The sequence below is a fragment of the Arthrobacter sp. SRS-W-1-2016 genome, from assembly GCF_002009585.1.
GTDB classification, from domain to species: domain Bacteria; phylum Actinomycetota; class Actinomycetes; order Actinomycetales; family Micrococcaceae; genus Arthrobacter; species Arthrobacter bambusae_A.
Window position 1 is genome coordinate 64234 of record NZ_MTPV01000049.1, and the last position, 25875, is coordinate 90108.

General features: G+C 64.1%; 26 protein-coding genes. 6 read left to right on the top strand and 20 right to left on the bottom strand.

The genetic code is table 11. The annotated features are described in order from the left end of the window. Nucleotides 1-127 precede the first annotated feature (127 nt). Nucleotides 128-1159, top strand: coding sequence for an ornithine cyclodeaminase (locus BMF89_RS12265; RefSeq protein WP_078107382.1), 1032 nt, complete (start codon nt 128-130; stop codon nt 1157-1159). Nucleotides 1160-1311: 152 nt separating this feature from the next. Here BMF89_RS12265 and BMF89_RS12270 read toward each other — a convergent pair whose 3' ends face one another. From BMF89_RS12270 to BMF89_RS12280, 3 genes are all read right to left on the bottom strand, one after another. Beyond that, entirely contained in the window at nt 1312-1839 is a 528-nt protein-coding gene (locus BMF89_RS12270; protein WP_078107383.1) for a cupin domain-containing protein, read from the bottom strand. Between the two features lie 366 nt (nt 1840-2205). Beyond that, nucleotides 2206-2802 carry a hypothetical protein gene (locus BMF89_RS21950; protein ID WP_171983470.1) on the bottom strand — a complete coding sequence of 199 codons (597 nt, stop codon included), beginning with the start codon at nt 2800-2802 and terminating at the stop codon, nt 2206-2208. Nucleotides 2803-2905: 103 nt separating this feature from the next. Next, nucleotides 2906-4102, bottom strand: coding sequence for an SLC13 family permease (locus BMF89_RS12280; RefSeq protein WP_078107385.1), 1197 nt, complete (start codon nt 4100-4102; stop codon nt 2906-2908). A gap of 123 nt (nt 4103-4225) precedes the next feature. Between BMF89_RS12280 and BMF89_RS12285 the strand changes: the two genes are divergently transcribed. Next, nucleotides 4226-4735, top strand: coding sequence for a DinB family protein (locus BMF89_RS12285; RefSeq protein WP_253190803.1), 510 nt, complete (start codon nt 4226-4228; stop codon nt 4733-4735). An 84-nt stretch (nt 4736-4819) separates the two neighbouring features. Here BMF89_RS12285 and BMF89_RS12290 read toward each other — a convergent pair whose 3' ends face one another. Further along, nucleotides 4820-5761 (bottom strand): aminodeoxychorismate lyase, encoded by a 942-nt coding sequence (locus tag BMF89_RS12290; protein WP_078107386.1) that lies wholly within the window; start codon nt 5759-5761, stop codon nt 4820-4822. Between the two features lie 111 nt (nt 5762-5872). On the opposite strand from BMF89_RS12290, the gene cls reads away from it, so the two are divergent. Next, nucleotides 5873-7342 (top strand): cardiolipin synthase, encoded by a 1470-nt coding sequence (cls, locus tag BMF89_RS12295; RefSeq protein ID WP_078107423.1) that lies wholly within the window; start codon nt 5873-5875, stop codon nt 7340-7342. Between the two features lie 4 nt (nt 7343-7346). Here the strand turns inward: cls and BMF89_RS12300 are convergent, their stop codons facing one another. Beyond that, complete coding sequence (locus tag BMF89_RS12300) at nt 7347-7793, bottom strand: MarR family winged helix-turn-helix transcriptional regulator (protein ID WP_078107387.1); 447 nt, start codon at nt 7791-7793, stop codon at nt 7347-7349. A gap of 112 nt (nt 7794-7905) precedes the next feature. Between BMF89_RS12300 and BMF89_RS12305 the strand changes: the two genes are divergently transcribed. After that, nucleotides 7906-9003, top strand: coding sequence for an FAD-dependent oxidoreductase (locus tag BMF89_RS12305; protein WP_078107388.1), 1098 nt, complete (start codon nt 7906-7908; stop codon nt 9001-9003). Nucleotides 9004-9094: 91 nt separating this feature from the next. On the opposite strand, the gene BMF89_RS12310 is transcribed toward BMF89_RS12305, so the two are convergent. Both BMF89_RS12310 and BMF89_RS12315 read right to left on the bottom strand, forming a co-directional pair. Continuing rightward, nucleotides 9095-9802 carry a hypothetical protein gene (locus BMF89_RS12310; protein WP_078107389.1) on the bottom strand — a complete coding sequence of 236 codons (708 nt, stop codon included), beginning with the start codon at nt 9800-9802 and terminating at the stop codon, nt 9095-9097. A gap of 194 nt (nt 9803-9996) precedes the next feature. Continuing rightward, a complete protein-coding gene (locus tag BMF89_RS12315) occupies nt 9997-10461 on the bottom strand; it encodes a phage tail protein (RefSeq protein WP_078107390.1) in 465 nt (154 codons plus the stop codon). 137 nt (nt 10462-10598) lie between these two features. On the opposite strand from BMF89_RS12315, the gene BMF89_RS12320 reads away from it, so the two are divergent. Next, complete coding sequence (locus tag BMF89_RS12320) at nt 10599-12179, top strand: NCS1 family nucleobase:cation symporter-1 (protein ID WP_078107424.1); 1581 nt, start codon at nt 10599-10601, stop codon at nt 12177-12179. Nucleotides 12180-12182: 3 nt separating this feature from the next. Here the strand turns inward: BMF89_RS12320 and pabB are convergent, their stop codons facing one another. From pabB to BMF89_RS12345, 5 genes are all read right to left on the bottom strand, one after another. Next, nucleotides 12183-14282: an aminodeoxychorismate synthase component I gene (gene pabB / locus BMF89_RS12325; protein WP_078107391.1), complete on the bottom strand. Its 2100-nt coding sequence runs from the start codon at nt 14280-14282 to the stop codon at nt 12183-12185. Next, a complete protein-coding gene (locus tag BMF89_RS12330) occupies nt 14279-14839 on the bottom strand; it encodes a low molecular weight protein-tyrosine-phosphatase (protein ID WP_078107392.1) in 561 nt (186 codons plus the stop codon). The genes pabB and BMF89_RS12330 overlap by 4 nt, the downstream gene beginning before the upstream one ends. Nucleotides 14840-14931: 92 nt before the next feature. Next, a complete protein-coding gene (locus BMF89_RS12335; RefSeq protein WP_078107393.1) occupies nt 14932-15876 on the bottom strand; it encodes a ribokinase in 945 nt (314 codons plus the stop codon). Next, nucleotides 15873-17300: an MFS transporter gene (locus tag BMF89_RS12340; protein ID WP_078107394.1), complete on the bottom strand. Its 1428-nt coding sequence runs from the start codon at nt 17298-17300 to the stop codon at nt 15873-15875. The genes BMF89_RS12335 and BMF89_RS12340 overlap by 4 nt, the downstream gene beginning before the upstream one ends. After that, on the bottom strand, nt 17301-18335 hold the full coding sequence (locus BMF89_RS12345; RefSeq protein ID WP_078107425.1) for a nucleoside hydrolase: 1035 nt from the start codon (nt 18333-18335) through the stop codon (nt 17301-17303). A 162-nt stretch (nt 18336-18497) separates the two neighbouring features. Here BMF89_RS12345 and BMF89_RS12350 point away from each other — a divergent pair, with 162 nt between their 5' ends. Continuing rightward, nucleotides 18498-19568, top strand: a complete 1071-nt coding sequence (locus tag BMF89_RS12350) for a LacI family DNA-binding transcriptional regulator (protein WP_078107395.1) — start codon at nt 18498-18500, stop codon at nt 19566-19568. Between the two features lie 108 nt (nt 19569-19676). Here BMF89_RS12350 and BMF89_RS12355 read toward each other — a convergent pair whose 3' ends face one another. The 8 genes from BMF89_RS12355 to BMF89_RS12390 form a co-directional block, all read right to left on the bottom strand. Beyond that, nucleotides 19677-20300: a LysE family transporter gene (locus BMF89_RS12355; RefSeq protein WP_171983472.1), complete on the bottom strand. Its 624-nt coding sequence runs from the start codon at nt 20298-20300 to the stop codon at nt 19677-19679. Between the two features lie 43 nt (nt 20301-20343). Next, a complete protein-coding gene (locus BMF89_RS12360; protein ID WP_078107397.1) occupies nt 20344-20619 on the bottom strand; it encodes a hypothetical protein in 276 nt (91 codons plus the stop codon). 99 nt (nt 20620-20718) lie between these two features. Next, complete coding sequence (locus BMF89_RS12365; protein WP_171983473.1) at nt 20719-21975, bottom strand: sigma-70 family RNA polymerase sigma factor; 1257 nt, start codon at nt 21973-21975, stop codon at nt 20719-20721. Between the two features lie 3 nt (nt 21976-21978). After that, nucleotides 21979-22338 (bottom strand): YciI family protein, encoded by a 360-nt coding sequence (locus tag BMF89_RS12370; RefSeq protein WP_078107398.1) that lies wholly within the window; start codon nt 22336-22338, stop codon nt 21979-21981. Nucleotides 22339-22452: 114 nt separating this feature from the next. Next, a complete protein-coding gene (locus BMF89_RS12375) occupies nt 22453-23268 on the bottom strand; it encodes a methyltransferase domain-containing protein (protein WP_078107399.1) in 816 nt (271 codons plus the stop codon). Between the two features lie 51 nt (nt 23269-23319). Further along, the gene (locus tag BMF89_RS12380) at nt 23320-24546 is read right to left on the bottom strand and encodes a pyridoxal phosphate-dependent aminotransferase (RefSeq protein WP_078107400.1); all 1227 of its coding nucleotides are present in this window, start codon (nt 24544-24546) and stop codon (nt 23320-23322) included. Between the two features lie 25 nt (nt 24547-24571). Next, a complete protein-coding gene (locus BMF89_RS12385; protein ID WP_078107427.1) occupies nt 24572-25234 on the bottom strand; it encodes a hypothetical protein in 663 nt (220 codons plus the stop codon). A gap of 72 nt (nt 25235-25306) precedes the next feature. Then, a complete protein-coding gene (locus BMF89_RS12390) occupies nt 25307-25819 on the bottom strand; it encodes a MarR family transcriptional regulator (RefSeq protein ID WP_078107401.1) in 513 nt (170 codons plus the stop codon). Between the last annotated feature and the right edge of the window lie 56 nt (nt 25820-25875).

The window sequence follows — 25875 nt, forward strand, 5'->3', positions numbered from 1 at the left end:
TTATGTTCGAAACGACTCGTCATTTTGTGCATGTTTTCAATGAAAAGTACATACTTTGGCAATTGCGGATGCATATCGCCGCTCCGTAGCCTCGTAGCAACAATGCTTATGAGGGAAAGGAGCGCACATGACGCGCTTTGTCGATGTCCGCAATATGGTCCGCTGGACGGCCGGGCGAGGCCCGGAAACCATCATTTCGGAGATGATTCAGTACTTGGAAGACGACTTCCGGCGATGGGAATCTTTTGACAAGACCCCGCGGGTGGCGAGTCACACCCCGTTTGGCGTCATCGAGCTGATGCCCACCAGTGACCAGGAAACATACGGCTTCAAGTACGTCAATGGACACCCCTCGAATCCAGCGCGCGGCTTCCAGACTGTGACAGCCTTCGGTGTCCTGTCCGATGTCCATAACGGCTACCCGACGTTCCTCGCGGAGATGACAGTGCTGACAGCGCTGCGGACGGCGGCCACGTCCGGCATGGTCGCTAAGAAACTTGCGCGCCCCGATGCACGGGTCATGGCGATGATCGGAACCGGAACCCAGTCGGAGTTCCAAGCGCTGGCCTTCCGGGCAGCCTTGGGCATCAACACTGTCAGGATCTGGGACACTGATCCGGCTGCGATGGAGAAGTTCGCCAGGAACATGGCTCCCCTCGGCTTCGACATCACCATCGCGGGCTCGGCGGCCCACGCAGTGGAAGACGCCGACGTCATCACCACGTGCACCGCGGACAAGGCCAACGCCACCATCCTGACTGCAGACCAGGTTTCTCCGGGCGTTCACATCAACGCGATCGGCGGCGATTGCCCAGGAAAGACCGAACTCGACGCTGCCATCCTGGACCTCGGCGACGTCTTTGTGGAATACGATCCCCAGACGCGGATTGAAGGCGAGATCCAGCAAATGTCCGCCGATTTTCCCGTCACCGAGTTCTGGCAAGTCCTTGGCGGTCATGCGCCGGGCCGGACCTCCAGGCACCAGATCACGGTATTCGATTCCGTGGGCTTCGCGATCGAGGACTTTTCCGCCTTGCGGTATCTCCGCGACGCCGTCGAGGGTTCGGAATTCTTCGAGGAGATCGACCTCGTCGCGAACCCCGACGACCCCAAGGACCTCTTCGGCTTGGTGCGCGCGCTTTCTCCGGTCGGATCCTGAGAAGCCCAACTGACTCGCATTTGTTGTCGTTTAGGGCGCTCTAAACGACAACAACTGCGAGTCAGTTGGGGAGGGAGAAGCCTGGTGCGCCGGCCCCAGAACCGGCGCACCAGACGTTTTTCCCGGCCAGACTGCCAGCCCGCCGGCCCGGGCTATTCCGCCGCCAGTCGCAGGATCAGCTCAGCATGCCCGGGGAACCTCATGACGAGCGACTCGATGTCCCGTGCCGTTGGTTTCGCGGAGTCAGACCTCTCGTATCCGGGTGAGAGGCTGCAGCTGACCAAGGCGAACCCTGGACCGGCCAACTCGGCACCGAACCAGGTGGAGCCCGGGGCAACTCCTTGCAGCGTCTCGCCTGCCTCCGGATCCGGCCCTAACACGGTCTCGGTATAGCCAAAGTCCTGGTGTCCAAGCTCCCGGGAGAAGACGTGCAGCCTGATGGGCGTCCCCACATGGAAGAACCACAATTCGTCCTGCTTCAGGGCGTGCAACTGGAGGACTTCTCCTGATTGCAGCAAGTACCAGTTGGAACTGTAGAGCGGATGATCGACGCCGAAGCGCGGAGGCAGCGCCGATCCCGCGATGTCCTCGTTGCTCACGAGCGCCGGCGCGAACCAGCCGCCCACGAGAGCGGGGGACATGTCCAGCCGTTTGATCCAGTCTTCCGCGGCGGCAGTCACGTGACCGGATCCTTCAGTGAGAAGCAGGCCGGGAGGCCGATGGTCTTGTCGGGATCCTGGGGTCCGGGCGTGGGAAAACCGTGATTGAAATTCCAGGACGAAGAAACTGCACTCATCATGATGCCCTCCATCAACAGTGCTGATTCCACGGCACCGTGAAACCAGGTGCCCGCCGGGCCGAGAGCCAGATCACCCTTCCCCAGCTGAGTTCACGGGACTAGTTAACTACTGCCGCCATGGCGGCACAATAGAGTTCGCCACGCTAAATTTTCCGGCCCGTGGACGGCGCAGTCGCTCCCGACGCCCGCGCCGCCGCCTTGAGAGTCACAGCCGACGGCTGAGATAGCCGCGGCGAGCACGCCGCGGCTATTGACGGTCTCCCGGTTCCGGCGGGGGCCCGGGCGGCCGATGCGGCGGTGGCGGGCCGGGATGCGGGGGCCGGGGCACATGTTTGTGCAAATGTGGCGGATGCGGGGGATGTGGCCCGCCCTGCGGGGGTGGCGGGCCGCCGTGCGGCGGATTTGGCCCCCCATGCGCCATCGGGAGAGGCTGGTCCGGTGCGTTCTCGCCGGAGACGGTCTCCACAGGCGCGAGCCCGGTATCCTCGGTATCGTTTGCCGCGGCGGCATCATTGGATTCCTCGGCCACGAGCCCGTAATAGCTGTAAAGTTCCTGTTCCTGCGTCTCCGTGATCACGCCGCGTTCACTCTCGATGCGCGGGCCGTTCTTCACTTTGTCCTTGGCGAAAGCCACCTTGATCACCGAACCATCCAGGCTGGCTCCGGAGAGCGGGGCGAAAGATTCGGCCATGCCGAACAAACCGGTCCGCACGGTGACAAAAACGGGATCCCCGGAATCGCCACTGGTGAAGACCTGCTCAACTGAGCCGATTTTCTCCCCGGCGGAGTCCACCACAATCCCTCCGTTGAGGACGATGTTGTCGATGTCCTGCAGACTGAGCATGCGGCGGATCCTTCGTGTATTTGGCCCCGACTATACGGACCGGGCTGTTCTACATTCTGTCTTGATTCTTCACGCCGGGCGACACGGCTACTGCCGAAGACGCTCACTGGCCGGTGGCTGCCAGGACCGCCACTGCCGCGAGCACCGTCAGGGGCGCGACAATCAGTCCGAAGAGCGCATAGCCCTTCCACGTGATCAGGACATTCATGCGGACGAGCCGGTCGTGCCAGAGCAATGTGGCCAGGGAGGCCCAAGGGGTGATGATCGGTCCGGCATTGACTCCGATCAGCAAGGCCGCCATCCGCGCAGGCGTCCCCGCCAGCGGTTCTGCCAGCAGGTAGGCAGGCAAATTGTTGAGGACATTGGAACCGGCGGCGCCCGTCACGGCAAGCCGAACCAGGTCCATGAAGCCTTGGCCTTGTCCGGCCAACTGGCTCAGCAACACGGGAGCCCCCAGATGCCTGGCGGCTTCCATCACCAGGAAAAGTCCGGAAGCGAACAGCAGCAAGGACCATGGAATCAGCGTCACCTTAAGGGCCCGCGGACTCCGGAGCGCGAACACCACCCCCAGTACAACAGCCCCGGCCAGGGCCGGGATCCATACCGGGACCCCGGACACCAACGCAGGCAGAAGCAACGCCAGCACCAAGGCGCTGAACCCGAGCAGTACCCGGTCCGCGGCAGGCCTGGTTTCAGCCCCGGCCGGCTGATCCGGCCTGATCCGCACCACCGGGATCCGTGAATAGCGGTTGCGCAGATCCCGCCGGAAGACGATACCGATGAAGAGCAACGGCACGACGACGGCGGCAAGGGCGGGTGCCCACATGAGGCCGGCGAAGCCGCCCGGAGTAATGCCGCCAAGGCTGTGCTGGGCGAGAAGGTTGGTCAGGTTGGAAATGGGCAGCAGCAGGCTTGCCGTGTTGGCCAGCCACACCGTGGTCAGGGCGAAAGGCAGGGCCGGCAGCCCGGCTTGCCGCGTCACACTGACCACCACGGGTGTCAGGAGCACTGCTGTTGTATCCAAAGACAGGAAGACGGTGCTCAGCGTCGCGAAGACTGCCAGGAACAGCCACAAGAGAATGCTGTATCCGCGGCCCCAATAACGGAGCCGTCGGGCTGTCCAAAGGAAGACTCCGGCCTCACTGCACAGCTCAGTCACAACCGTCATCGCCACGACGAACAGCAGAATCGGAGCCACCCGATCCACGAGTGCCATGAGGTCCGTGAAAGGCAGGGCACCCGTGGCGATCGCCACGGCCCCTAAGCCAAGGAGAACCGCTCCAATGATCGCCAAACGCATGAACGGAGTCTATTGCCCGGCAAGCGATCCTCAGACCAAGGACTGCGCCCCCGACGTCAATCGACGGCGGAATTCAGGACAGCCGCTAAGCTCGGATCACGTCGATACTGACTGAATCCCTGCTTGACGGAAAACATAGGTGCAACCGTGACGCTTGCCGAGGACAACCTCAACCAGCCAATTCGGATCCAATTCGAAGCATTCATCGACGAGCACCGGCGCGCGCTCAACGACTGCTTGGACGGTTTGACGGAGGAACAGGCCCGGCGGTCATTGGTCCCGTCCCGGACCACGCTGCTGGGCCTCGTGAAACACGTGACCTTCGTGGAAAAGGTCTGGTTCGACGAAGCCGTCACGTGCCGTTCCCGCGCAGAGATCGGCATCCCGGCCACGCCGGACGAGTCTTTTGTCCTCGACGACGGCGACACTATCGCCACGATCCAGCAAGCACACCGCGAGGCATGCGAAGCTTCGCGCCAGGCGACGTCGTCCTTGGGGCTAGACGACCTGCTCAACGGCAACCGACGCGGTCCGCTCCCGCTGCGTTGGGTTTACCTCCACATGCTCCGGGAGCTAGCCCAACACTGCGGGCACGCAGACATCCTGCGCGAACAGATCACCGCACCCAAGTAGCTCGCAGCAGATGTCGTTTTGGGCGCTCTTAACGACACTTACTGCTAGTCACTTGGGCAGGCGGAGGCAGTCGGGTTGGAACCCCTACTCAATCCCCGCGAACAGCTCGTTGAGCTCGGCCGTCAGCTGCTTGCGCATTGCCGGGGTGCCGATCTCCCTGCCGTCCACGTGGTTCACGGGAGCGATGAGCCGGATGCTCGAGATCAGCCACACCGCATCGGCGTCGAACAGGTCTTCCGGGACCAACGGGCCGTAGCCCAGCTCCCAGCCCGCTGCCTTTGCCTTGGTGAAAAGCGCATCCTGGGACGTGCCCGGCAGGATGCCGCTGTCCAGTTGCGGAGTGATGAGGCGCTTGACCGTGCGCACCGAGCCGGCGCCGTCGTCGACCGTTTCCACGTGAGCCAGCAGCACCGTGGACGTCGGGCCCTCAAGAATCCGGCCGTCCGTTGAGGTGAAGATCGCGTCGTCAGCGCCTTGCTTGTGCGCGTAGCGCAGCGCGGCCATGTTCACGGCATAGGACAGCGTCTTCGCGCCGAGCAGCAACCAAGGGGCGCGGTCGCCCGCTTCGGTGTCGAAGCCACGGTCAAGAAGTACGACGTCGATGCCCGTCTCGCGCTGCCGGCGGCTGCCCGCGGGGGACGGCGAAGCCTGGATCCAGCACGTAGGAGTCGAGGTGCCTTCCACGCCGCGCGTCACCAAGAGCTTGACGACAACCTCGTCCTCGGCCGGGCTCGGCGCGGGGAAGGCTTCGCGGAATTCGGTGATCGCGGTGTCGATGGCACGGCGCCAGACATCCTGCTCGGGAATGTTGAGGTCCAGCGCGCGGGCTGAGCTCTCAAGCCTGTTGAGGTGCGCCTGCACCTTGCGCGCGCGGCCCTGGACGGCGAGCAGCGACTCGAAGACCCCGTCGCCCCGGGTGGCGCCCAGGTCTGTGGCCATGAGCTGCGGCTGGCTGGAATCGGCGACGCGGCCGTTTTCGAACGCTGGATCCAGGAATACGAGGACCGTCGAGGCAGGTAAAGTCATGTTTCCAGCTTAGTGCTGGCCCGCGGGACGGACGGTCGGATGCGGTGTGCCAGATAGGCTGGGCTGACTGTTGGTTCTTTGAATGGCTATTCGATCGTGGGGGTGTGGGTGCTGTTTCCTTTTCAGTTCGGGCCAGAGTGGACCTGGCTCCTCGGTGCGTGGGCCATCTTTGAGATCATTTTGCGCATCGTGCTGCTGGGCGTCATTCCTGGAAACCGCCGACCCACGACGGCCATGGCGTGGCTCCTCGCCGTCTTCCTCGTTCCATCCGTCGGTTTTGTCCTGTTTCTGTTGTTCGGCAATTTCCGCTTGTCCCGCCGTCGTCGGGAGCAGCAGGAGCAAGTCAATGATCGGGTGCGTGCAGGCACGTCGGCGCTCGCCGACGTCGTAAGCACGTACTCGGGACCCGAATGGGTGACCTCGGCCGGTGAACTGAACCGGCGCCTGGGTTCCTTGCCGATGGTGGACGGTAACTCCGTGGAGCTCTTCCCAGGCTACGAGGAGTCGATCAAGGCCATGGCGGAAGCAGTCCGGGGGGCCAAGAAGTTCGTCAATGCGGAGTTCTACATCATGAGCAGTGACTCGGTCACTGACGAGCTCCTCACCGAGTTGGAAAACGCGGCAGCGCGCGGCGTCAACGTCCGCCTTCTGTTCGACCACATCGGCACCCTGCGGATCCCCGGCTACCGAAAGCTCGTCCGCCGGCTCAAGCGCGGCCAGATCCAGTGGCGCCGCATGTTGCCGCTGTTGCCCATCCACGGCCAGTGGCGTCGGCCGGACTTGCGGAACCACCGGAAAATCCTGGTGATCGACGGCGAAATCGCCTTCACGGGCTCGCAGAACCTGATCGAGCCCTCCTACAACAACCCCAAGCACCGACGCGCCGGGCGCAAATGGGTGGAACTCATGGCGCGGATGGAGGGCCCGATTGTTGCGACCCTCAACGTCGTCTTCGCTACCGACTGGCTCAGCGAAACCGACGAGTCCCTCGAATACCAGCTGCAGGTTGCGGTCCAGGCAACGCCCGGCCGGATGACGGCCCAGGTGGTTCCCAGCGGGCCCGGGTTTGTCACCGAAAACAACCTGCGCCTGTTCAACACGCTCATCTACTCGGCCCAGCACCGCATCTCGATTTGCAGCCCGTACTTCGTGCCCGACGATTCGCTGCTGTACGCCATTACGACGGCGGCCCAGCGCGGCGTCGACGTGGAGCTTTTCGTCTCCGAGAAGGGCGATCAGTTCCTCGTCCACCATGCCCAGCGCTCCTATTACGAGGCGTTGCTGGAGGCCGGGGTCCGGATCTACTTGTACCGCGCCCCTTACGTCCTGCACGCCAAGCACTTCACGATCGACGAGGAAGTGGCTGTCCTCGGCTCCAGCAATATGGACATGCGCTCCTTCTCGCTCAACATGGAGGTGTCGGTGATGATTCTGGGCGCCGAGGCCGTGGACAGCATGCGCGCCGTGGAATCGAGCTACCGGGAAATGTGCCGCGAGCTGACCCTGGAGGGCTGGTTGCACCGGCCGATGCTTGCCAAGTACGTGGACAACGTGGCGCGGCTGACGGCCACCCTGCAGTAGGGACTCAGTCCTCGCAGGCCTCGTCCGCGGGTTCGCCGTGGATCCTCGACAACAGCGCATGGAGTTGCTCGAGCTCATCGGAGGAGAACCCGGCAAAGGCCTCCTGCTCGACGTCGGCCACCGCGACTTCAATCGACGCCACCGCGCGCTTGCCTTCCGCGGTGATTTCGACGATATGGCGACGGCGGTCCGCGGGATCGCGGCGCCGTTCCGCCAGTCCCGCGCGCTCAAGGTCGTTCAGGACCGCAACCAGTCCGCTCGCGTCGATTGAGAGGATATCGATCAGGTCCTGCTGACTGAGCGGACCGGAATCGTCAAGCCGGCACAGCAGCACGGCATGCCTTGGGCTGAGCCCGGAGGAGTCAAGGGCTTGGCGGAGGCGCGTATTCATGATGCGCCCGTGGCGTGCCAGGAGAAACCCCAGTTGCTTTCCTGCTGCCGAAGAACTCATCAGGAAAATCTTATCACTGAGGAAATTATTGACTACGGGCAATCGTTGTCCTTCATAAACGATCTGATCGGCACGAGCCGAGCAGCGTGAGCTTTCCACCTAAGGAGTTGCCATGAACAACGAGGCTCCGCACCCCACTGTGGCAGTCATCGGCGGAGGTTACGGCGGGATCTCCGTAGCGAAGGCGCTGGACGAATACGCGACCGTTACCTTGGTGGAGCCCAAGGACGCTTTCGTGCACAACATTGCGGCCCTCCGATCCGTGGTCCAACCCGATTTCCTGCCGCGGATGTTCCTTCCTTATGACCGCCTGCTGGGGCACGGTGAGGTACTCCGGGATCGCGCTGTCCGGGTAGACGGGCACACTGTCGAGTTGGCTTCGGGTGCCCGGCTGGCGCCGGACTACATCGTCCTCGCAAGCGGTTCCAGCTACCCCTTCCCGGCCAAGAGCGATCGAATGGTCACGAGCGACGCCATCGCCCGCTACCAAGCCGCACATGACGACCTCAAACGTGCCGGCAGGGTGATGCTGCTCGGCGCCGGGGCGGTGGGCCTTGAATTTGCGGGCGAAATCGCGGCGGCATGGCCGGACAAGGACATTGTGATGGTGGATCTTGCGCCGGACATCCTTCCCGGCCCGTACGATCCACGGCTGCGGATCGAGGTCAACCGGCAGTTGGATGAACTCGGCGTACGGCGAATTTTGGGAAGTCCGCTGGTGCAGTTGCCGCCGGTTCCTGCGGGTGAATTCGCCACGTTCACCGTCAACACCGTGGACGGTACCGCCATCGAGGCGGACATCTGGTTCCGTTGCTACGGAATAGCCCCGCAGACCGACTACGTGGCAGGCGACCTCCTGGCCGCCCGGACCGCCGATGGCTACCTGGACGTCACCCCCGAGCTGCGCGTCGTAGGCTTCGATAACGTCTACGCCTTGGGTGACATTTCGGCGATCGACGTGAACAAAGCCGGAGTCGCGGGACGCGAAGCCGCGGTGGTTGCCAAGAACGTCCAGGCCCAGATCGAGGGCTCCGCGGAACTGGCCGCCTACACGCCGTCGAAGCCCGTCATCATCCTTCCCCTGGGGCCGTCCGGCGGCTCGGGACAACTGCCCGACGGCGAGATCGCCAGTCCGGAACTGATCTCCGAGATCAAGGGCCAACACATGATGATCGACCGCTACGTCGAAATGTTGAACCTCGGCGCTTGATCGAGTTCAATCGAGGTCGCCTGGCTGCGGGAGACCCTGAAGATTCAGAGCCTCCCGCCTGGCGGGCAGGGATGAGTCCTCCGCCGCCTGATTACTGGCCGAGGACCGCGTCGACGAGTTTGACCAGTTCCGCCGCCGAGTCAGGGGTGACGGTGGCGCCTGTCTTGATCGCTGTGGCCCCGAGGTTGCCTTTCACTCCGGTCACGGTCAGTGTGGTCGCCTTCTGGCCCGACGGCAGGACCTGGGTCATCAGCATCCCGACCGACTGGTCCCCGCTGGTCTTTTCCGGCAACGGCTGTGTCTGGGTAGTGACCTTCTGTCCTCCCGCCTCGATCGTGAAGGTAGAGCACTGGGCCAGCGCATCACTGGACTTCTTCGTCTGGCCGCCCAATACCGTGGGATCCTTCACCGCCAGGGCGGTGATCACGGTGACGGACTTGTCCGCCGCCGAGATGCTCTGCCCCGCCGCATACGTCGCCCCCTCCGGAACCTGAGCGTTGTTGTTCGCCAAGGCCGCGCACGCCGGGGGTGTGATGACGGCGGACTTGAGCATCTGCTTCGCGGCGATGATGCCCTGGTCGATCTGCGCAGCGGGTATGACGGTCAACGGCTTGCCCTGGTCGTCCTTCAACTGCGCGACGATGGAAGCGAGTTCTTCATTCGTATACGTCTTCGGAGTGGGCGTCGGTGTAGGCGTCGGCGTCGAGGAAGGAGCGGCCGCGGTTCCCGGATTCGAGGGACCTCCGCAGCCGGTCAACGCCAGGACGGCAGCAAAGACGATCCCGAGTGGTGCGAGCATTTTTTTCATGTGTAAACCCCAATTTTCGTGGCGGCATGGCCTTCCCGGGGGTAACCGGCACAGCCTTGCCTCAACCGCCGGGCCGGTCTTTCCCCGCACCGATCCCAAGCAGTCATGAATAGGATGGTTGCCACGGTACATAATCAGTAGGCTTCCTAAATAGAGTGTTGTCTACTTGGATGCCGTCGGCACGGTCAGTACTCGCCCTTGATCACGAAAAACGAGCCGCGGATAACGCCTGCAAGCTTCGACTTCTGGCGGGCAAACTTGAAGCGTGACTCCAGTTCCTCTGGAATCTCCATGCCGTCGGAGAGCTTGAATCCGACTGCCCGCTTCCCGCCGGCCTCGATGCTGTACATGACGTTGATCGACAACCCCGACTCGTAGAAGACGTAGGCCATGCGCAAACCGTCGACGTCGAAGGCGGTCGCTTCCAGCGGGCGGGAGCCGATGACGATGTCACGCTCCTCCTTCAAGATGCGGCTCACGTGCTCCACCACCTCCGGAACCTCGCCGGCAGGGCTCACCGTGAAGACGTGGCCGTACTTGTTCCTGTAGTAGCGGCCTTCGTTGGCGCGCAGCCCGGCCAAGGCCTCGGCAACCGGAGACGATTCCAGCCCGGTAGTAGAAACATTCTCGAAGTCAACGGTGTAAGGCATGCACCCTCCTGGTACGACGTGGTTTGACCAATGCTAACGCGACCAGGATCCAGCGCTCCCGGGGGGTCTTTCCATCCTGGAGCAATGGGGCGATTCTGGAAGTCCAAGCATGTTTGGAAGCGTTGTTCGGAGGCGTCATGGCGCGGAAAAACGAGTCCCCGGCTGTGCAGGCACCGCCAGAGCCTGGAGACGAATACCCTGAGAAAGTCCGGATCCTGGCCGAGGGCAGATTGGTCAGCGACAGGCTGTGGAACGCAGACCTCGCACCGGCCCGGCAACGCAACTGGAGGGTCCGCAGCCTCTTCGCCCTGTGGATGTGCGACGTCCACAGCATCGCCGGATACACTTTCGCGGCCGGCCTCTTCATCACCGGCCTCGTGGGCTGGCAGGTCTTCCTTGCCCTTGTCCTCGGCATCACCCTCGTCTACTTCCTGATGAACTTTGCCGGGACGGCGGGGCAGAAGACCGGCGTACCGTATCCGGTCCTGGCGCGGATGTCCTTCGGCCTCTTCGGTGCCAACCTGGCTGCACTGATCCGGGCACTCATCGCCATTGCCTGGTACGGCATCCAGACCTGGCTCGCCTCCGAAGCCGTGTTGGTGCTGCTGTTTTCCGTGTGGCCCCAGTTGACCCCGCTCGATGGCCCGGACGTGCCACGCATCCTTGGCTTGACGCCGATCGGCTGGGCGGCGTTCCTGGTCCTCTGGGCGGTCCAGCTGCTCGTCATCCGGCGCGGCATGGAGACCGTGCGGAAATTCCAGGACTGGGCCGGCCCCGCTATCTGGGTGGCAATGTTCGCGCTCGCGATCTACATCCTGACGCAAGCGGGCAACAAGTTCAGCCTCTCGATCCCCGGCGTCGCCCCTCTGGACGGACCGGCAGCCGTGACCCAGTTCTTCTCGGCAATTGCCCTGACCGTCACCTACTTTGCGGCGCTGCTCTTGAACTTCTGCGATTTCTCGCGGTTCGCACCGGACCGCAAGACCATCCTGCGCGGCAATTTCTGGGGCCTGCCCGTGAACTTCATCGCGTTCGCCCTGGTCACAGTGGTGGTCACAGCGGGCGCGGCATCATACTTCACCGCAGACCAGTACCGCGGCCAGGACATGTTCAAGGTCATCACCGATCCGGTGGCGATCGTCCAGGCGATCAAGAATCCGTGGATCACCATCATCGCCGCCGTCACGTTCGTGGTGGCCACGATCGGCATCAATGTGGTGGCAAACTTCGTCTCCGCCTCCTACGACCTCGCCAACGTGGCCCCGCACAGGATCGACTTCCGCCGCGGCGGCCTCATCAGCGCGGTGCTGGCCATCGTGATCCTGCCCTGGAACCTCTTCAGCAGTCCCGTGGTGATCGTGTACTTCCTGGGCGGCCTCGGCGCGCTGCTCGGTCCGCTGTTCGGGGTCATCTTCACGGACTTCTTCCGCATCCGGCACCAGCGGTGCAAGGTCTCGGACCTGTACCACGAGGACGAGAAGGGCCTCTACTTCTACACCAAGGGCTGGAACCTCAAGGCCATCGCCGCGTTGGTCCCGGCCGCCGTCGTCGCAGGCGTTCTGGCGTTGGTCCCGGCGCTGCAGACCTTCCTGCCGGGAGGCTCGGGCCTGGGTCCGTATTCATGGTTCGTGGGGGCGATCCTGGCGAGCCTGATCTACTACACGATCACCCGGAACGATCCGCGGACGGTCCGCGCCCGGACGGAAGAACACGACTGATTCTCAGGTAGAGGGAAACTCCGCGCCCAGGGCGGAGAGCACGCCGAACGCCTTGGTCCGGATTTCCTCGTATTCGTCCTGGGGCGTGGAGTCCGCCGTGATGGCGCCCCCGACGCCGAGACTGAGCGTGCGTCCGCCGTCGCCGTCGGGACCCATCACCAGGGTCCGGATCACGACGGCGAGATCCGTCGCCGCGTTGAGCGAAAAGTACCCAATCGCGCCCGAGTAGACCCCGCGCGGTCCGGACTCCAAGCCGTCAAGGATGTCCATGGTGCTGATCTTCGGAGCGCCCGTCATTGACCCGGCAGGGAACGCTGCCGCGACGGCTTCGGCCCGGGGCGCTCCGGGTCGCAACCGGGCGTCGATCGTGCTCACCATCTGGTGCACGGTGGCGTAGCTTTCCACCGCGCATAACCGGCTGACCGTCACCGATCCGGGCACGGCGAAATGGCTGAGGTCGTTGCGAAGCAGATCCACGATCATGATGTTCTCCGCACGGTCCTTGAGGGAGGACTCAAGGCCACGCCGCAGTGCCTCGTCGATGACAGGATCGTTGGCCCGGCCCCTGGTGCCCTTGATCGGCTCGGCCCGCATGCCGCCGTCGGAGGTTATCCGGAGGAAGCGCTCAGGCGAGGTACTCGCGACCGTCAGATCGCCGAAACGCAAGTAGCTCGCGAACGGCGCCGGGTTGCGCTTGCGCAGCGCGAGGTAGCCTTCCCACGGGTCCAGCCCGGGATCCGTGGCGGTCACGGTGGTGGTCAGGCAGACCTCGTAGGTGTTGCCCTCGGCGATCTGGTGCTGCGCGTCGCTGATTTTGCTTTTGTATTCGTCCTCGGTGTCGCGGCTGGAGAACTCAAGCGCCAGTGTGCGACCCCCGACGGCGGGATCCCCGGCCGAGTGCCTCGGCGCGCTGGCCGCTTGGGGTGCCGACGCCGCGGACAGCACGGCCTCCCGCGCAAGCCCAAGCCATTCGCCGGCGTCGGGGGTATCGATGGCGAGCAGCCACACGGCAGCCTCACGGTGGTCGATCACCACGGCCCTGCCGGCGAAGAGCAACGCGGCATCCGGAGTGCCGGCCTGGACATCGCTGCCACCGGTCTCCCGCTTCAATTCATAGCCGAGGTAGCCCAACCAGCCGAGCGTGAATTCGCAGTCGTAGCCTTCCGGCGCCTTCAAAGCCTTGCGGCCCCACACGGTGTCCAACCAGCGGAAGAAGGGCCCGGTGGTCTCCACGGTGGCGCAACCGGCACTGAGCCGGGTGGTTCCGGAACTGTGCGTTACGGCTTGGCCGAAGGAGCCGCCGTCGTCCGCGAGGATACTGAAGCGGCTGCGCTCGGCCGCGGCGTTGGAGGATCCGGCGTCGCCCACTGTGTCCCTGTTGGAGGACGTGTTGGAGGACGTGTTGGAGGAATCGAGCCAGACGGCGTTGGCGGAGTGGGCGTAGAGCGTGTGGAACAGGGCCGCGGCGTCCGGCGTGGCATCTATCCGTTCGGCCTTGAGCTGCAAACCGCGGCGTGCCGAGAGCTCGGGAGCCAGCACGGGGGAGAGCGACGGGAGGTAGTTCAGCGCCTGCAGCGAGTCATCCGGGGCGTTGCCGTCAGCCCGGTTCAGCACCCTGACGTCAGTGTGGTCGAGGACGTCGTCGGTCTCCAGCCACTCGTCCTCCTGGGCCGCCCAGCTGTCCCAGAACGGTTCGTAGCTGCTGCCGTCCCGGGCCATCGCACGGTGCCTGCGGTCGTCGTCGGGAGCGTCCACCCAAACCACGGCGTCCAGCATCGGGCGGGCGGCATTCGCAGCGGCCCCGACGCCCTCGACGATGACGATTTCGGCAGGCAGCGTCACGTGGTTGCGGCCGTCGTAGTGCTTCTCCCAGTCCCAACTGACCCACTCGGCGGCGTCGCCGTGCCGCAGCGGTGCCAGGACCGTGGTGACGTACCGCTCGATGCCTGCAGCGAGGCCGTTCCAGCCCGGATAGATGTCCTCGAGATGGAACAGCGACACCTTGTGATGCATGCGGAGGCGGGCGGCAAGTTCGACGGCGAGAGTGGTCTTTCCGGCGCCGGACCGGCCATCGATGGCGATGATCACGGGTGCTGGGGTCATGAAATAGAGCGTACCTGCTGTGGGTCGTGGTGCCGTGCGTGCTGCCCGGCGGCCACGGCGTCGCGCGTGAAGGCGACAATCCCGGGGACGGCCGCCCGGATGAGGTCCCAGGTGACGTCGAAATCGTGGTGGCCCCCGTACCAGGGATCTTCGATGCCCAGGTCCAGGGTGCTCCGGCCAGCGACGGATGGGTCGAAGCTGCGCAGCATCCGGATCTTGGCGAGCGTCTCCGAATCCGGGGCGGCCTCATGCAGCCAGCCGTAGTGATCCACGTCGAGCGCCAAAATCAAGTCCCGCTCCCGGAACCACTCCTGGCGCCAGCTCCTGGCAAGGTGACCTTCGGAGTGGATCCGGTGTGCTGAAAGGACCCGGGCCGCACGCGGATCGATAGGGTGTCCGGCCTCGTATGAGGTGGTTCCCGCGGAGTCCACCACAACCGCTCCACCCAGCCCTCCGGCGTCGAACGCTTCGGTCAACATGAGCTCCGCCATGGGTGAGCGGCAGATGTTTCCCGTGCAAACGGTGATGATGCGGTATGGGCTCGGCGCTGAGTACATGGAGCAAGCATGGGGGATCCCACCCCGTCTTGGCTAGTCAAAATTACAAGATTTGTAAAGTCGCTGGTGGAGGCGTAAAAGCGCAGGCTGGGTCAGGAAATCCGCAAATGCTCCAGGACTTCCTCGGCGCCGGGGTAGGCCGCCTGGGTGCCCTTCTTGGTCGTGGCGAGCGCCGCGGCAACCGATGCGAACGCCGCGGCTTCGGCCAAGGTCTCGCCCGCGGCGAGACGGGCAGCCACCGCGCCGGTGAAGGCATCCCCTGCACCGGTCGTGTCCACGGCATTGACCTTGGTGGGTGCGATCCGGGAGATCTGTTCTCCGGGAGCCGCGAGTGAATCCAGCACCACCGAGCCGTGGGACCCGAGGGTCACCAGGACCCGCTCCAGTCCCCGCTCGGCGAACTGGCTCCGGACTGACTCCCAGGCGCTGGCGTGCGCTCCCGGGTGCGGCATTTCGGCGTCGCCCAGGAACATGGACGCTTCATGGGCGTTCACCAGCAGGACGTCGCTCAGGGCGGCCAGGCTCCGCGGGATTTCGGCGTACGGGGAGAGGTTCAACAGAACTGTTGCGCCGGCGTCGTGCGCTGTTTTGGCGGCAGCCTCCACCGTGTCGAGGCCGACCTCCAGGCAGAGGCAGAGCACTGCCGCGTCGTCGAAGGCGTCCGCCGACACGTCCGCCGGGGCGAGCGTTCCGTTGGCGCCGGCCGAAATGATGATGTTGTTCTCACCGTGCGCGTCCACCGCGATAACCGCGACGCCGGTGGCGGCATCCGTGGAACGGCGGACGCGCGAAACGTCCACGCCGGCCCCCTCCGTGGAGGCGAGCAGCATGGCGCCGTTGGAATCGTCTCCGACGGCGCCGATCAGGCTCACGGCGCCGCCCAGTTTGCTCGCCGCGACGGCCTGGTTGGCGCTCTTGCCGCCGGGATTGACCGCGAAGCCATTGCCGTGGACGGTTTCACCGGGGAGCGGGAGCCGCTCGCAATAGATGGTCAGGTCCGCGTTCAAGGACCCGACGACGACGATCCGGCGGCTCATTTTCCGACCTCGGCTTCGAGGGGCTTGGGGATGAGCAGCGACGCCGCGAACGCGGCAACCGTGATGGCAAGGCCGACGACGACGACCGTCAAGTATGACGCCTTGGCGTCGCCGAGCGCGGAGGTCGCCACAAGGACAGCCGGCAACACCAGGAAGCTCAGTCCGGCGCCGAGGTTGAAGGCCCCGGCGTTCATGCCGGGCAGGAAGCCGGGGTTGCCGGCGGGGGAGAGGACGACTCCGAGTCCATTGAGCATGATGTTGACCGTACCGGCGTACATGATGCCGAGCAAGGCCGTTCCCACGATCATGAGGGGGAGGCTGCTGAGTCCGAGGAGCGCGATGACGGCCAGGGCCGCGATGCTGCCCAGCATGCCGATGCGCAGGACTTTGGTGTAGCCGAGCACGGGAGCGAGCCGGCCGCTGATGGGGCCGAATACCCAGCCGAGGAGGGCGTACGGCGTGAGGATCATGAGCGACATCTCGGTGGGGCCGACCCCGAATCCCGGTGCCGCGGCCTGGACGTAGGCCGGGACGATGCCGTTGATGACCGCGAAGATGCCGGTCATGGCGAGGGTGGTGGTCAGCAGCGGCGCCCACGTGGAACGCTGGCGGAGGTGGACGGTTTCCACCATCGGTTTCTTGGAACGCTTCTCCACCGTCCAGAAAGCGGCGAAAGCGACAGCAGCGACCACAATCAGCCCGATGGACAGCATGAGGGTTCCGGAAGAGAAGGCGCCAACCAGCTTGGATCCCTCATTGAGGGCTGTCAGGAGTGCGCCCACGGCGATGACGATGAAGAACACGCCCAGCCAGTCCATGCCGGTGCCTGCGGCAGGCTTGCTTTCGCCTGCAAGGATGGCGATCAAGGCCGTTGCCACGATGGCGAGGCCAACCATGAGCCAGAAGATGCTGCGGAAGCCGAAGTGCTCGGCGAAGTAGCCGCCCACGAAGGAGTCGACGCCGGCAACGCCGCCGTTGACTGCCGTGATGAGGCCCATCAGGGCTCCGTATTTGCGCGGGTTGTCGACGGCGGAGCGCAGCATGATGAGGCAGAGCGGCACGGTGGGGCCGCTGACGCCCTGGATGATGCGGCCCACGAAGAGCCAGGTAACGTCGGGCGCCATCGCTGCGATGACCGAGCCGATCGCCATCAGCAGCATCATGCCGAGGAGGATCTTCTTGCGTCCCACGATGTCGCTCAGGCGCGGCAGGAAGAGCGAGAACAGGGCTGCGGCCGTGAAGAACCAGGTCTGCGAGAGGCCGATGACTGCCTGGTCCGTGTGGAGCTCGTTGCCCATGGTGACCAGGGCCGGGCTGAGCATCGATGCGTTGAGCTGGAAGGCCACGCAGGCGGCCAGCAGGGCGACCATGAGTGCGGCGACGTTGCCGCGGTTGGTCTTGGTTTCGTTGATGAGCGTGGTCATTTACTTTGCCTCTCCTGCGATGCTGACGGCGACGGCGGCGTCGGCGCTCATGGTGGCGGGAGCGCCGGCGTCGGGCTCACCGATGCGGATGATCGCGTCGGTGACGAGGTTCCAGAACTTCTCGTGGTCAAGGTCGACCGCGACGGAGGTGTTGCAGTCGGCTGGTGCGGGGGCCCGGAAATCTGCCACGGTCATGCCTAGGGTGAGCTTGCCCTGCAGTTCGATGTCGACAGGGACCTTGCGGGTAGTCATCACGGTGGGGTCGATGACGTATGCCACGGCGCAGGGATCGTGCACCGGGGGATAGTCGAATCCCTGGGCGTCCTTGTAGGTCTTGGTGAAGAACTCCATCAGTTCCATGACGAACTTGGCCGGCTTGGTGCCCACGGCGGCGATCTTCCCGACCACCTCGGGAGTGGCCAGGGCCTGGTGCGTGAGGTCCAATCCGACCATCACCACAGGCCACTTTTCGTTGAACACGATGTGTGCGGCTTCGGGGTCGATGATGATGTTGAACTCGGCCACGGCACTCCAGTTGCCTACGTGGTAGCCGCCGCCCATGAGGACGACTTCCTTGACGCGTTCAACGATGCGCGGCTCCTTGCGGGCGGCCATGGCGATGTTGGTGAGTCCCGCGGTGGGGACGAGGGTGACGGTGCCCGGCTCGTGCGCCATGATCGTTTCGATGATCAGGTCCACGGCGTGGCGCGGGTCCAGTTCGATGGTGGACTCGGGCTGTTCGGGGCCGTCCATGCCGGTTTCGCCGTGGATGTCCGGTGCGGTTTCGATCGAGCGCACCAGCGGACGGTCGCAGCCGGCGGCAAAGGGAACACCCGTGATGCCTGCGATGGTGCCCACGGACAGGGCGTTGCGGGTGACCTTTTCGAGGGTCTGGTTGCCGACCACCGTGGTGACGGCGAGCAGCTCGATGTCCGGGTTGCCGTGGGCCAGCAGCAGGGCCACGGCGTCGTCATGCCCGGGATCACAATCCAGGATGATCTTCTTGCGTTCACGGGTCATGGTGTTGGGATCCATGTTCATCTCCACGTCATTGGGGCCTGCCGAGGCAGGGCGCTAAAGCATTCAGGGGAATTCTGGCACTGGCTTGCGTGTCGCGTCAAGCGCTTAACGCAAAACACGTCAAGCGCTTGATGCGTTGGCGCGTGGGAATTGGCTGATTCCGACTACGATCGTTGTATGGAATCCGCCGAACCAGTGCATCGGGCCTCAAGCCGTACGCAGCGCGTCACCGCGGCGATGGTGGCCTCCTTGGCAGGGGTCTCGACTGCGACGGTGTCCTTGGTTGCCAATGGAAAAACCCAGGGCAGGGTCTCCGAGGACAATATTTCGCGGGTCCGCAAGGCCATCGCCGAGCTTGGCTACGTGGTGGATGGCATCGGCAGTTCCTTGGCCAAGGGCGTGAGCTCGATTGTGATCCTTGTGGCGCCGGACATTTCCAACCCCTTCTTCGCGAAGGTCATCGCCGGAGTCCGGGAATCGCTCGGCTCCGAGTACCAGCTGTTGCTATCGGTCACCGACGCCGGCGAGTTCCCCCGGGCGGAGGATGTCCGAAAGCTCATGGCCCTTCGCCCCGCCGGACTGCTGGTGGATGCGCCCAACGCGGCCTTTCTGGAGGACCTGTCCGTCGCCGGGCCCCTGGTCCTTCTGGATGCGCCTGGCCTTGAGGCCTACGCTCCGTCGGTGAACCTCGATGTCGCCCACGGCGCCCGTGAATTGGCCGCGCACCTTGCGGCCTCCGGACACAAGCGCGTTGCGTACGTGGACAGCGTGACGGGCACAGCGACGTTCGGGGTGCGCCGGGCTGCATTCTTGGATGAGGCAGATTCCTGCGGTATTTCGGTGGCGGACTCCCACATCATCAGTACCACCATCGACGTCGGCGCTGCCGCGGCTGCCTTCGCTGCCGCCTGGCCGGACTGGCAGCGCGCCGGGGTCACCGCCGTCGTCTGCGGAACGGACACCCACGCCTACGGTGTGCTGCAGGAGGCCCGCGTGGCCGGGGTGCGGATTCCGGAGGAACTCGCTGTCGCCGGCTTCGATGACCTGCCGTATTCGGCCACGAGCAACCCGAGCCTGACCAGCGTGCATTTGCCGGCCACCCCGCTGGGTCTCCAGGCCGGGAAACAACTCCGGGGTCTGATGGAAGGCCGCGAGCTGGAGCAACCGCAACTGACGCTCGAGAGCTCTTTGGTGGTACGCGGCTCCACTGGCTTTTCCCCATCGATTGCTGAGCAACGGTCGTTTTGAAGGCCCAAAACGACCGTTCTGGAGCAATCGATGGAGGCTGTGGATAACTTCTGCGTCGCTGTCACCGCTGTGGAGCGCACTTGGCCGGTGGGGAGCAGTCGAGTTGTTTTAGTGGATGGCGGCGAGCAGCACGCCCACGGACATGAAGAGCACGCCGAAAGTGCGGTTGAGGACTTTTTGTCCGTGCTCGTTGTGCGTGAACCGTTGGAATGAACGGGCCGCCAAGGCGAAGAAGAACCACATGACGCAGATGTCGATGAAAACGATCGTGGTGCTGAGGATCAGATACTGCGGAATCAGTGGCTGCTCGGGGCGGATGAATTGCGGCATGAAGGCCAGGAAGAAGACGATCGCCTTGGGGTTGAGCAGGTTGACCCAAATGCCTCGCTGGAACATCGACCACGCCGGCTCGTTCCGCCGGGCCTCCACTTTTTCCTTGTCCAGGTCCGGCCGGTGCAGGAACTGCCGGATGCCCATGTACACGAGATATGCCGCCCCCGTGTAGCGGATCACGTTGAAAACCACGGGTGAGCTCGAGACCAGAACACCTACCCCGAGAGCCACGATCAGGATATGGATGATCAGTGCCGCCTGTTGGCCCAGCACTCCCCAGATGGAGCGGCGGAATCCGGAGTTGAGCGAGTTGCTCATCGTGGAGATGGCGCCTGCGCCGGGAGTGAAACTGATCAGGGTGCCGGCGCCTACCAGAGCCAGCCAAAGCGAAATTTGCACCAACCCAGCTTATGCCCGCAGGGCGGGACGACGGGACGCGCGGCTACCAGATCGTGCTGACGAGTCGGAATTCCTGAAGCGCTACTTGGTCAACCCTTGAGGCGTAAGACTCAGAACGGCCGTGGACGTCGATGCCGTAATGGCCGATCATCAGAATTCCCTTCCATGCGGCTGCCTCTGACAGAAGCTTCGCTTCCGCGAGGATCGGTTGTTCACTGAAGAAATCGTTCTCCGCCCAGATTCCGGCGTGCGCGATCGCAAAATACTTGGAACCCTCGAGATCCAGATGTTCCAGGATGGCGTCCTGGAAGGGTTTCAAACTGCCTTCAAGGACTCCGTGACAACCCGGATGCTTTCCAGCTGCATCTCGGCGTCGAGGCCGATCACGACGAGTCTTGGGTAGAGCTTTTCTTCTTGGTCAATGAGCGGACAGCTGCCCGAGTTTGGCCGCCTTCACCAGGAGATACTGCCGCTCCTGCAGACTCCCGGTCTTCTTCGCCGCGGTCAGCAAGCACTCCCGGGCGCCCGCAGGGTCGCCGGACATTTCGAGCAGGTGTCCGCGAACGGCGTCGAGCCTGTGCCAGTCTCCCAGCCCGGTCCCAAGCCCATCCAACAGCTCAAGGGCCGCCCGCGGGCCTTCCGCCATGGCCACCGCAACTGCCCGGTTGAGCGTCACCACCGGGCTTGGCGCTACGGCTTCGAGGACCGTGTACAACGCCAGGATCTGCGGCCAGTCGGTCTGGGCCGCGGACGGTGCCTCGGCGTGGACCGCCGCAATGGCGGCCTGCAGCTGATAGGGCCCCGGACGCCCGGCCCCCAGCACCGTTGACAAGAGTTCGAGACCTTCGGCGATCTGGGCCCGGTCCCACAGCCGGCGATCCTGCTCGGCGAGCGGCACCAACATCCCGTCCGGGAGGGACCTCGCGCGTCGTCGCGAGTCGGTCAGGAGCATGAGGGCCAGCAACCCGCCCGCTTCGAACTCGCCCGGGAGCAGCTCCCGAAGGAGCCGGGCAAGGCGGATGGCCTCGGCAGTGAGGTCTTCGCGTTGCATGGATGGGCCGGAACTGGCCGCGTAGCCCTCGTTGAAGATCAGGTACAGGACGTGGAGGACGACGCCGAGCCGCGCCTTTCGCTCGCCCGGTTCCGGGAGCTCGAAATGGGCTCCCGCCTTCTTGATGCTCTGCTTGGCCCTGCTGATCCTTTGGCCCATGGTGGCTTCCGGGACAAAGAACGCGCTGGCGATTTCCGCCGTCGTGAGCCCTCCGACCGCCCGCAAGGTCAGTGCCAGTTGCGAGGGTGCTGACAGGGCGGGGTGGCAGCACAGGAAAAGGAGGGTGAGGGTGTCTTCCGCAATCCCGTCCGTCTGACTGCTCGGGGAAGGGTCTTCTCCAGGCGGCGGTTCCAAGGCCGCGGCGCGTTGTTCGCGCGCCTGCCGGGCACTTTCGCTGCGCCAGTAGTCCACCAAACGCCGTGAAGCGACCGTGAGCAGCCACGATCTCGGGTTCTCCGGAACACCGGAGGCGGGCCATTGCATTGCTGCCGCGAGCAGCGCTTCCTGGACGGCATCCTCGCACTCGGCGAATTGGCCGTGCCTGCGGATGAGCACGCCAAGGACCTGCGGCGCGAGCGTGCGCAGCAGGTCCTCGAACGTGGATTCCTTGGAAGGTGCGGCCAAGCGCTAGACCTCCGGCGGAGCGTCCTGGACGCGGCGCAGCTCCACAACCGGTGCGTATTTCACGATGCTGGAGCAGATTTCCACGGCCCGTTCCTCGCTGGCGACGTCCACTACCCAGTAGCCGATGAGGGATTCCTTGGCCTCGGCGAAAGGTCCATCGGTGGTGATGACCCCGTTGTCCGTCTGCTTGACCAGCTTGGCAGTACCAGGATCGGCCAATCCGGCGTTGAAGACCATCTCGCCGGAATCAGTGAGGTCCTTGTCGATCTGGATCATGAATCCGATCATTTCCCTGATCCACTCGGGGTCCGCGGTCTCCATCATGCCCTCGGCAGAACCGAACATCATGATCATGTATTTCATCTCGAACTCCTTTATCAGGGCGCTCTGTGTGGGCGCTTTCGTTCATAAGTCGGAACTGCAGGACCGTTTTCGACATGGGCCGAGGGAAAATTCCAAGAAACTTTGGGCGGCCGGCTAGGCCCGTGCGATGACTTCCCCGTTCGGGATCAGGAAGAAGCCATCATCCGTGGAGCCCCAACGGTGCCAACCGGCGGCGATCCTGGCGAGGTCTGCCTCGTTGGCCAGGCCATATTCCAGCGCCTGCTCGGCAAAGGCGGAGTGCAGGACGCGTTCGCTCCACACGCGCGACTGCCAGCGGCGCTGCTGCGCGGTGGCGTACAGCCAGTTGCTGCTGGAGGGCGCGACGTCGGTGAAGCCCGCCTGCTGCGCCCAGGACACGAGCCGCCGCCCGGCGTCGGGTTCTGCTCCGTTCCGTCGGGCGATCTTCTGGTAGAGCTCCATCCAGTCGTCGAGCTCGCGGACCTCCGGGTACCAGCTCATGCCGTGGAAATCGGCGTCGCGGACTGCAACGATGGCGCCGGGTTTGGCGACACGCCGCATCTCGCGCAGCGCGGCGACGGGGTCGGTAAGGTGCTGCAGGACTTGGTGGGCATGGACGAGGTCGAAGGTCTCGTCCTCGAAGTCCAGATCGTAGATATTGCCCGTCACGAATTCCACGTTTTCCACGCCACGCTCGGCCGCGAGCGTCGCAGCCTGCGCCACGATCTCGGCGGAACGGTCGAGCCCGACGACCTTCGCGGGAGCCACCAGCTCCGCGAAGTCGCACGTGATGCTCCCGGGCCCGCATCCGACGTCGAGCACCGACGTCCCGGCGGTGAGATGCGGGATGACAAACGCGGCAGAGTTCTCGGCTGTGCGGGAGGCGTGGGCGCGTACGACGGACTCGTGGTGGCCGTGTGTGTAGACGTCTTCAGGCTTCTGCTCGTTCATAGGGAAACGCTACCCCGATGGAGCCGAAAGCGGGCGGAACTGCGCGTGGCCCTACGCCTGGGGCCGGTTCCGATACGCCGCCAGGAACGTAGCGATCCGCCGCACGGCCTCCTCGATCTCGCGGACTGATGGCAGGATGACGAAGCGGAAATGGTCCGGGGCTGGCCAGTTGAAAGCCGAGCCGTGGGAGACCAGGATTTTCTGGTCCTGCAGGAGGTCCAGGACGAATTTCTCGTCGCTCTCGATCGGGTAGACGTCAAGGTCCAGCCGCGGGAACAAATACATCGCCCCGGCTGCAGGAACGCAACTGACCCCGGGAATCGCCGTCAGGAGCTTCAAGGCCAGGTCCCGTTGTTCGCGGAGCCTGCCGCCTGGCCTGATGAGTTCCTCGATGCTCTGGTAGCCGCCAAGGCAGGTCTGGATGGCGTGTTGTGCCGGAACGTTGGAGCACAAGCGGAGGGACGCCAGGAGCTCCAACGCTTCGCGGTATTCGGCAGTTGCCGCGTGCGGGCCGGTCACAGCGACCCAGCCGGCCCGGTAGCCAGGCATCCGGTAAGCCTTGGAGAGGCCGCTAAAGGTGAGGACGCAGATGTCGTCTGCCACGGATGCCGTATGGATGTGCTGGGCGTCCTCGTAGCGGATCTTCTCGTAGATCTCGTCGGAGAAGAGGACAAGATCGTGCTTGCGTGCCAGTGCCGCGAACTCCTCCAGGATGTGGCGCGGGTATACGGCACCCGTGGGGTTGTTCGGGTTGATGATGACGATGGCTTTGGTGCGCTTGGTGATTTTGGCTTCGACGTCGGACATGTCCGGCCACCAATTCCGGCCCTCGTCGCAAAGATAGTGAACCGGCGTTCCGCCTGTGAGGGTCACTGTTGCCGTCCACAGCGGATAGTCCGGCGCGGGGATCAGGACCTCGTCGCCGTTTTCCAGGAAAGCCTGCAGCGTCATGGAAATCAGTTCGCTGACGCCGTTGCCGATGAAGATATCCTCGACGCCGATATTCATGAGGTTTTTGGTCTGGTAGTACTGCGAAATCGCTGTGCGCGCTGTGAAGATGCCTTTGGAATCGCTGTACCCTTGGGCACCGCGGAGGTGGTGGATCATGTCCACCACAACCGACTCTGGAGCTTCCAGTCCGAACGGCGCGGTGTCCCCGAGATTCATCTTGAGGATGCGGTGCCCTTCGGCCTCCATGGTCTTGGCCGCTTGGAGAATGGGCCCGCGGAGTTCATAACGGACGTTCTGTAGTTTGCTGGAGTGCTGCATCGGACGCATGGTTGATCATTTCACGTCCGGCGCCTCACTCCCATCGGATGATGACCGGCAGGCTGCTCGTGTTGGCCGAGACTTCGCGTTCGGTGCCGCGGACTGCCACCACAAAGTGCTGGAGATCGTCCGCCGAAGCCAGGACCTCGAAATGACCGGTGGGATCGCTCACGACGGCGGTCGCCGACGAATGCGGGCGGATATAAGCCTCGGGGATGCCCTTGTTGTGGACGTCGACCAACCTGCCGTGGATGAGGCGGGCCAGCGTGGAAGCGGCAAGCAGAGGTTCGGCGACCGGAGGCCCGGAGGGCTCGTCGAGGCTTATGCCCACGGGGACGCGGACCAGGAAGCCGAGGCCTTGGCGGATCCCGGCGTCGTATTCGTCCGGTTGGAATTCACCGCTGGAGACCACGGAGTATTGGGTGTTTTGTTCGATGGCCACCAGGAGCTTCTCCATGTTGTCCAGTTGCGTGGGTCCATGGCATTCCACGGCCACTTTGAGCTCGAGGTCCAGCAGCGGCCCCTCCCGCCGGGACCGGCCCACCCTGTTCATGGCGACGGCGTGGACCGTGACAGGAGCGTCGGAGGATTGACCCCTTGGCGGTTCCGAACCGTCGTCGAAACGGACGCGCACTGGAGAGACGGCGTCGGAAAGTATCCCGAGGAGCTCGGTCAGGGATGATCGCACAACACCCACGGTGACACTCCAGTCCACAAAGTGGTCCAGCTAGCCGTTGTGCACTACGTTACTCCCGCACTGGTCCGCGAGTCACCGGGGTTCAGGCGTCACTCCATTCGATGGTTGGCTGTTTGCCGGGACATCGTTGCGGGCCGTCTTGGTGGCCTCGATGACGCCTTGCATGAAAGTCATGACTACGTGGACTTCTTCCGGCGAAAGGGAGTCAATGACAGGGGTTATGGCGCCCGCCAAGGGAGAGAACAATTCGCTGCCGGTGGCGCGTGCGGAGTCAGTCATCTCCAGCTGAACCTGCCGACGGTCCTTTTCGCTGCGGCGGCGTGCCAAATGGCCTGCCCGGTCAAGTCGATCCACAAGCGCGGTTGTTGCCGGAGAACTCAGGTTGAGTGCCGCCCTGAGCGCCCCGGGAGTCATGGTCTTGCCCTCCCGCGCGGCGGCCACCATGGCCGCCAATGCGTTCAGATCCGTTCGATGGAGATGGTGGCGGTTGCTGACGGCCTCCACGTAGCGCTCCGTTTCGACCGTGAACTGCTGGAGAAGCCCAAGGAGTGCAGCTGCGGACCGAACGTCGTGATTGTCATCCATGAGGCCTCCTTCAGCCTCAAATTATCCCACCGGGATGCCATTGACCAATTATCTCC